Annotated in this window: 2 protein-coding genes; both read right to left on the reverse strand. The window is 61.8% G+C overall.

Annotated features, from left to right (window positions below):
- A partial coding sequence (gene tnpB, locus MKD50_RS30510; protein ID WP_252669780.1) for an IS66 family insertion sequence element accessory protein TnpB occupies positions 1–304 on the reverse strand: 304 nt, incomplete at its 3' end.
- Entirely contained in the window at positions 304–666 is a 363-nt protein-coding gene (tnpA, locus tag MKD50_RS30515) for an IS66-like element accessory protein TnpA (protein ID WP_012354501.1), read from the reverse strand. The genes tnpB and tnpA, both read right to left, overlap by 1 nt.
- Positions 667–753: the final 87 nt, after the last annotated feature.

A 753-nucleotide genomic window follows, 5' to 3' on the forward strand; every position in this document is an offset into this window, starting at 1 on the left:
AGTCGATGCCTTCCAGCAGCATTGAGAGCTGCGCCTGGCTCAGGCTGACGACACCTCCATCCGCACGAGGCCAGACGAAGCGGCCGCGTTCAAGCCGTTTCATCAGCAGACACATGCCATCACCGCTCCACCAAAGCACCTTGACCAGATCGCCTCGTCGGCCACGGAACACAAACACGTGGCCGCTGAACGGGTCCCGCTCTAGCACGGTCTGCACCTTCGCGGCCAGGCTGTTGAAGCCAGAGCGCATATCGGTCACACCAGCAGCCAGCCACACCCGCGTTCCAGCGGGAAGGCCCGGCATCACGAACCCACTCCCAGCAAGCTCGCCAGCACGAGCTGCAGGACATCAGGCTCGGGCTTGCCTTCGAAACTCACACGCATGCCACGACATTCGATGACGAGCCCGGTCGATCCAATCGGCTCCGGCCTCGGCGGCGATGCTATCTGAACGGGCAGGAATAATTCCGAAGGCTCGGATGCTGACGTCGCAGCTCGCTCATAATCCCGCCGCCACTTCGACACGAGATTCGCGTTCAGGCCATGCGAGCGCGCAACTTCTGCCAGTGAGCTTGCCGGGTCCAGCGTTTCCGCCACGACCTGCGTGCGGAATTCCTTCGAGTAGTTCTTGGAGCCTCGCCGGCGACCCCGCGCCTTGATTTCCATTTCTTCTGGTTCCCACCAAATTCTGGTGGGAACCAGATTGCCGCCTATGGCTCTTCATGAACAGACGGTGCTGGGGCCACGCTTACG

The organism is Cupriavidus mimosae (assembly GCF_023952485.1).
Lineage (GTDB): Bacteria > Pseudomonadota > Gammaproteobacteria > Burkholderiales > Burkholderiaceae > Cupriavidus > Cupriavidus taiwanensis_C.